This is a genomic window from Streptomyces sp. NPDC059564, assembly GCF_042735575.1.
Taxonomy (GTDB): Bacteria; Actinomycetota; Actinomycetes; order Streptomycetales; family Streptomycetaceae; genus Streptomyces.
Genome location: NZ_JBHWBP010000382.1, coordinates 1,145 through 7,144, shown reverse-complemented (window position 1 = coordinate 7,144; position 6,000 = coordinate 1,145). Strand labels below are relative to the sequence as shown.

Genomic DNA, 6,000 nt, shown 5'->3' with positions numbered 1-6,000 from the left:
CCCAGGCCCCCGGCGCCCGGGGGGCCCGCGCCCAGAGGCCCGCCCGCCGGCGTCCCGGCCGCCCGGGTGCCCCGGCGGCCGGTGACGATCAGTCCGTCGGCGCGCAGCTCCTGGAGCGCGGCGCGGACGGTCTGGCGGTTGACCCCGTAGCGGGCGGCCAGGGTGCGTTCGGACGGCAGCCGGCCGCCGGATCCGTGGGCGGCGGCGCGGTCGAGTTCGTCCCGCAGCGCTGCGGCGATCCGCTGGTACTTGGGCATGACGGCCTGGCCGCCGCCCCGCGAAGGGGAGGGCATGGCTTCTCCTCTGACGGGTGGTCAAGGACTGCGCGGTCTGCCCGGACAACCTAGCATTGGTCTATACCTTTCGGTACGGGCGTTCCGCCCGCCGGCCCACCTTGGCCAAATCCCACTCCCGCGACGGGCGCCACTACCCCCGCAGCGGGTTGGCCAGCGGCAGGTACCGCGCGTCGGCACCGTCCGCGCGGGTCCAGCGCAGCAGCAGGTTCGTCTTGGCCGGGACCGCGGGGGCCGCCAGCAGCTCCGCGATCTCCGGGAGCCCGTACGCGGCGTCGTAGCGCAGCAGTTCCTCGCGGACCGCCGGCCAGAGCCCGTCGGCGTGTTCCGGATGGTGTTCGGCCAGGGTCGCCGCGACCTCCGCCAGGTGGTTGACGACCAGGCAGTACACGAGCCGCTGCCAGGCCGCCTCGCGCGGCATGTCCCGGGGGAGTTTCACCCCTTCCGCGTCGCGGAAGAGGGCCTGCACCGGCATGCCCCGGTCGTCGACCGCGACCAGGCAGTTCTGGAGGTGGGCCTCCAGCACGATCCCGTGCCGGGCGAAGACGTCCAGTACCGGAGGCACGACATGGCGCAGGTACGCCCGCCACCAGGCGGCCGGGTCGGCCGCGGCCGCGAGCGGGCTGCCGGGGAAGTCCTCGGCGAGCGCGGCTGCCAGCAGCGGGGTCGCCCCCTCGGCCACCCGGGTGCGCAGGCCGTCGCGGACCAGGACGGCGAGTTCCTCGAAGGCGAAGGCGGCGGTGCGGTAGCCGCGGTCGCACAGCCAGACCGCGCCGGATCCCGTACGCCGGCGCAGGTCGGCGAAGGCGTCCTCGACGGCGGAGTCCGTGCGGCGCAGGGTCAGCAGGTCGTGGCGCCACAGCCGGCGGATGTCGTTGGTGATGCGCACGTCCAGGCTGAACTTGGCGAACAGGTCGCCCTCCGGCCCGGCGGCGTGCACGGTCCGGATCGACGCGGTGGGCCATACCGGCAGCCGGGTCGGGCCGAGCCGCAGCAGCCGCCCGTCGGCGAAGGCCTCCCGCACCGCGGGCCGCCCGGCGAGCAGTTCGAGCTGCCAGGGGTGGGCGGGCAGCGCCCGGTACCCGGCGGGCGGGCGCGGGCCGTCGAGGATCCCGGCCAGCGCGTCGACCGCGTCGGCGGCGGCCCTGCCGCCCTCCTCGGCCACCTGGTCCTCGCGCAGTCCCAGCACGACCAGCGGGAAGCGGGCGTACGCCTCCGGGGCGTACGGGAGCCAGCTCGCGGCGGGCGCACCGCCCCGCGTCTTGGGCGCCGGGTGGTACGGATGGCCCATGACCAGGGCCGTCTCGGAGCGCAGGTAGGGGTCCTGCGGGGGTTCGGCGGCGGCCCGTGCGGCCAGCAGCACGGCCACGGTGTCGCGGCTGTCGGCGATCTCGGCGGGCAGCTCGTCGTTGGTGACTCCGGTGTACTGGCGCAGTTCGTCGGAGGTGAGTTTGACCAGTTCCGCGTGGCTGAGCGGATGCCAGCCGTCCGCCGTGCGCAGGGCCGGGTCGGCGGGCCGGTGTCCGCCGCGCACCCGCAGGAGCCGGCCGCTGCCGCGCAGCCGGTGCACGCCCCCTCCCTCGGCGTCGGCCACCTCCCGCAGCAGGCAGTTCAGGAGCGGCGCGGCCGCGCGGGCGTCGGCGGCGGAGTTGAGGTCCACTGGTTCCATTCGGTCCATCCGGTGCGCCGGAGGTCCGCGGGTGGGACCACCGGCCGTGATCTTCAGTATCCGCGATGATGACATGATCATCAGCTAGAGCGACGCGAAAGGAATGGGACCCTGGACCGCAGTACGCACGTCCCCGATCCCGGCCACATCCCGGGCACCACGGCCCCCACCGGCGCCCCGGCCGCCACCGCCGCCGAGGAGGCCGTCTCCGCCGCGCTGGCCGACGTACGGCCCGGGCTCGGGTCCGCGTACGAGGCCTCGCTGGACGGTGCGCGGGCCGCCGTGCTGACCCGGCTGTGGCGGGCGCTGGCCTTCGAACCGCTGCCGTGGGTGGTGCGCAGAAGGCACGGGCCGGGCTCGCTCACCCTGCTGCTGGCCGGGGGCGGGCTGCTGGAGGGGCCGCCCGTGGACCCGTACGCCACCGACGCCCGCGTCACCGCGCTGCGGCTCGACGGGCGGACGTACGGGCAGGCCGCGCGGCTGGTCCGGGCGCTGCGGGTGCCGCACGGGGCTTCCTTCGCCGCCGAACTGGACGACAGCACCGCCTCCCTGGCCCTGTCCCGGGCCGGGCAGCCCACGGGGCCCCGCGAGGAGCCGCGGACCGGCTGGGAGTGGGAGCAGCGGGTGGTCGACGGCCACCCCTACCACCCCAACTGCCGCTCCCGTCCCGGCTTCTCGGTGTCCGAGCAGCTGGCCTACGCGCCGGAGCACCGGCCGCTGGTGGAACTCGGGCTGGTCCCCGTACCGGCGCGGGAGTGCCTGGTGACCGGGGAGTGGCCGGAGCACCTGCGCGACGGGGACCGGATCCTGGTGCCGGTGCACCCGTGGCAGGCGGAGCACGTCCTGAAGGGCGAGGAGGTGCGGTCCGCCGCCTTCGCGGCGCATCCGCTGATGGCGCTGCGCACGCTCGCCCCGGCGGCGGGCGGCGCCCATGTGAAGACGGCGCTCAGCACCCGGCTGACCTCCTCCGTCCGGGACATCTCCGCGTACTCCGTCGAAACGGCGGCCGTGGTCTCCGCGTTCGCCCACGCCCTGACGGAGCGGCTCGACGGCCGGCTGCACATCACCCGCACCCTGGGCGCGGCCACCGCGTACAGCCCGGACCTGGCGGCGGTGCTCCGCGAGGCCCCGGAGGCGTACGCGGGGCCCGGCGAGCGGGTCGTGCCGGTGGCGGCGCTCGCGGGCACCGCCCTGGCCCGTTCCGCCGCCTGGCAGGCGGAGTTCGCGCGCCTGGCGCTGTCGGTGTGCCTGACGGTGCTCGACCTCGGGGTGGCGCTGGAGGCGCACGGCCAGAACCTCCTCGTCGTCCTGGCCCCCGACGGCGCCCCGCTGCGGCTGGTCTACCGCGACCTCGCCGACATCCGGATCAGCCCCGCCCGGCTGGCCCGGCACGGGCTGGCGGTGCCGCCGCTGGCGGGGCGGCTCGTCACGGACGACGAGACGGTGCTGCGGCGCAAGCTCTTCGGCTCCCTGGCGGCCGGGGCCCTCGCCTCCACCGCGGGCTCGTCGGCGGCCTTCGGCGAAGCCCTGGCCGCGGCACTGGACGGCCTGCCGCCGACGGCCGACTCCGGGCTGCTGCGGAGCGGGCCGCTGCCGGTGAAGGCGCTGACCCTGATGCGGCTGAGCCCGGGGGTGCCCGGGGACCAGTGGGCGGAGCTGCCACATCCCCTGGCCGGGGGCTGACGGGAGGGCTGCCGGGGACGGAACGGGCGCGGAACAGGCGCGGTGGGGCCCGGACCGGGGGTGAGAGCGGCGGCCGGTCGGGCTACTGTTCAGGGGCATGACAGAGACCTCGCGCCTGAGTGCCGTACGGGCGTCCTACGACGCCGTCGCCGTCGACTACGCCCGGCTGTTGACGGGGGTCCTGGAAGCCGAACCCCTGGACCGGGCCGTGCTAGGCGCCTTCGCCGAGTACGTACGCGCCGACGGTGGCGGGGCGGTCGCCGACCTCGGCTGCGGCCCGGGCCGGATCGCGGCGTACCTCGACGCACTCGGCATACGGGCCTTCGGCGTCGACCTGTCCCCGGCGATGGTGGCCGTGGCCCGGCGCAGCTATCCGGGGCTGCGGTTCGAGGTGGGCGGGATGGCCTCGCTGGACGTCGCGGACGGGGTGCTGGGCGGGGTCGTGGCCTGGTGCTCCACCGGGCACACGCCGCCGGGGGAACTGCCCGCCGTCTTCGCGGAGTTCGACCGGGTACTGGCGCCGGGCGGCCACGCGCTGATCGCCTTCGAGGCCGGCGACGAGCGCCGCGTCCTGGCCCACGCCTACGGCCACCCGGTCGACCTCGACGTGTACCGGACCCCGCCGCCCCTCATGGCCGGCCTGCTGGGCGAGGCGGGCCTGCCGGAGGTGAGCCGCCTGGTCCGGCAGCCGGCCGCGCACGAGAACGGCCCCCAGTGCTTCATCCTGGCCCGCAAGCCGGGGGCCGCGTGAGGGTGCTTCGGCTGGGGCGCGGATCCGGGGTCCGGCGGGAAACGCTCCGGTACGGCCCGCCGCGGCAGAGCACGCCACTGTGGTGGCGCGGGCGGTCGCCGCGTTCGTGGGCCGCGTCGCAGCGGTCGGCGGGGGACGGGAGCCGGACGGACACCGCCATCGTCGGGGAGGCGTGACGCTCGCGGAGCCGCACGCCCACAGGGGCGGCGAGGGCGTCGACGTGCGCCTCGTCGTACGCCCACAGGATCCGTCCCGCACCGCGCGTCCGGAGCCGGAGCGGGCGCCGGAAGAGGGGGTCCTCGGCCCCGCCGCGCCCCGGCGAGCGGGATACGGGCTGCGCGAGTGCCGCGGGGGTCCCGGGGCGGCGGGCTTAATCTGTTTGGCTGACAATCGGCGGGCGGCGGGCCCGCCTTCGCGCCGATCGGGGCGGGCAGTGGCAGGAAGGTGGGATGAGCATCCCACGCCGCCGGGTCCTCGCCGGTACCGCGGCCGCCGCCCTGGCCTCCGTCGGGGCGGCGGCCGACCGGTCCGCGCGGGGCGCCCCCGACTTCGCGGCGCTCGCCCGTGCGGTGGACGGTCGGGTGGTCCTGCCCGGCGACGGGGACTACGCCGAGGCCCGGCAGCTGTTCCAGCCCCGCTACGACGCCGTCGCCCCCGGGGCCGTGGCCTACCCCGCGCACGCCGGGGACGTGTCCGTCTGCCTGGACTTCGCACGCCGCTCGGGCGCACCGGTGGTGCCGCGCGGCGGCGGCCACGGCTACGCCGGGTGGTCCACCGTCGCCGCCGGGCTGGTGGTCGACGTCGGGGCGATGGCCCGGGTCACGGTCGAGGGGAACGAGGTGCGGGTCGGCGCGGGCGCCCGGCTCGCCGATGTGCACGGGCCCCTGGCCGCGCGCGGGCTCGGCGTCCCCGCCGGGCTGTGCCCGTCCGTCGGGATCGCGGGGCTCGCCCTCGGCGGTGGCCTGGGTCTCTCCTCTCGGGCCTACGGAACCACCTCCGACCGGCTCGCCGGCGCCCGGGTGGTCACCCCGGACGGGGTGGTACGGGAGGTCGGCCCCGGCCAGGAGCCCGAGTTGTACTGGGCGCTGCGCGGGGGCGGCGGCGGCAACTTCGGGGTGGTCACCGAGTTCCGGCTGCGCACCCATCCGGTCGCCGACGCCGCCTTCGCCGAACTGCACTGGGCCGACGCCGATTCCCCGGCGGTGCTGCGCGGCTGGCAGCGCTGGCTGGGCGGGCTGCCGGATCCGTTCTGGAGCCAGGTGGAGTTCACGGTGGAGTCCGGCGGCGGGGGCGGGGGCGGGGCCGTGCCCGCCGTACGGGTCGTGTGCCTCGACGGGCGCGCCGAGCTGGAGCGGGAGCTGTCGCGGCTCGCGGGCCTGGTGGGGCGGGAGCCCCGGGACAGCTGGACCGTCGTACGGAGCTACGGGGACACCGTGCGGGCCATGGCGGGCTGCCTCGACCGGACCCCCGCCCAGTGCCGCCTCCCGGGCCGCCTGCCCGGCCGGGACCCGCAGGGCCGCCTGGGCCGGGACTCATACGCCGCCCGCTCCGACTTCTGGGGCGCGGCCGGGCTGCCGGAGGCCGCGGCCGGCGCCGTCCTGGAG

The 6,000-nt window shown here is 77.1% G+C and carries 5 protein-coding genes; 3 read left to right on the top strand and 2 right to left on the bottom strand.

The features are described 5' to 3' along the window. Together ACFV0Q_RS35860 and ACFV0Q_RS35855 are read right to left on the bottom strand one after the other, a co-directional pair. The coding region (locus tag ACFV0Q_RS35860; protein WP_385011353.1) for a GntR family transcriptional regulator at positions 1-293 on the bottom strand (293 nt) is incomplete at its 3' end. 133 nt (positions 294-426) lie between these two features. Then, positions 427-1,971, bottom strand: coding sequence for an IucA/IucC family protein (locus tag ACFV0Q_RS35855; RefSeq protein ID WP_385011351.1), 1,545 nt, complete (start codon positions 1,969-1,971; stop codon positions 427-429). 138 nt (positions 1,972-2,109) lie between these two features. Between ACFV0Q_RS35855 and ACFV0Q_RS35850 the strand changes: the two genes are divergently transcribed. The 3 genes from ACFV0Q_RS35850 to ACFV0Q_RS35840 form a co-directional block, all read left to right on the top strand. Then, complete coding sequence (locus ACFV0Q_RS35850; protein WP_385011355.1) at positions 2,110-3,645, top strand: IucA/IucC family protein; 1,536 nt, start codon at positions 2,110-2,112, stop codon at positions 3,643-3,645. Between the two features lie 97 nt (positions 3,646-3,742). Then, positions 3,743-4,396: a class I SAM-dependent DNA methyltransferase gene (locus ACFV0Q_RS35845; RefSeq protein WP_385011349.1), complete on the top strand. Its 654-nt coding sequence runs from the start codon at positions 3,743-3,745 to the stop codon at positions 4,394-4,396. Between the two features lie 449 nt (positions 4,397-4,845). Beyond that, positions 4,846-6,000: FAD-binding oxidoreductase (locus ACFV0Q_RS35840; RefSeq protein ID WP_385011347.1), on the top strand; the 1,155-nt coding region annotated here is incomplete at its 3' end.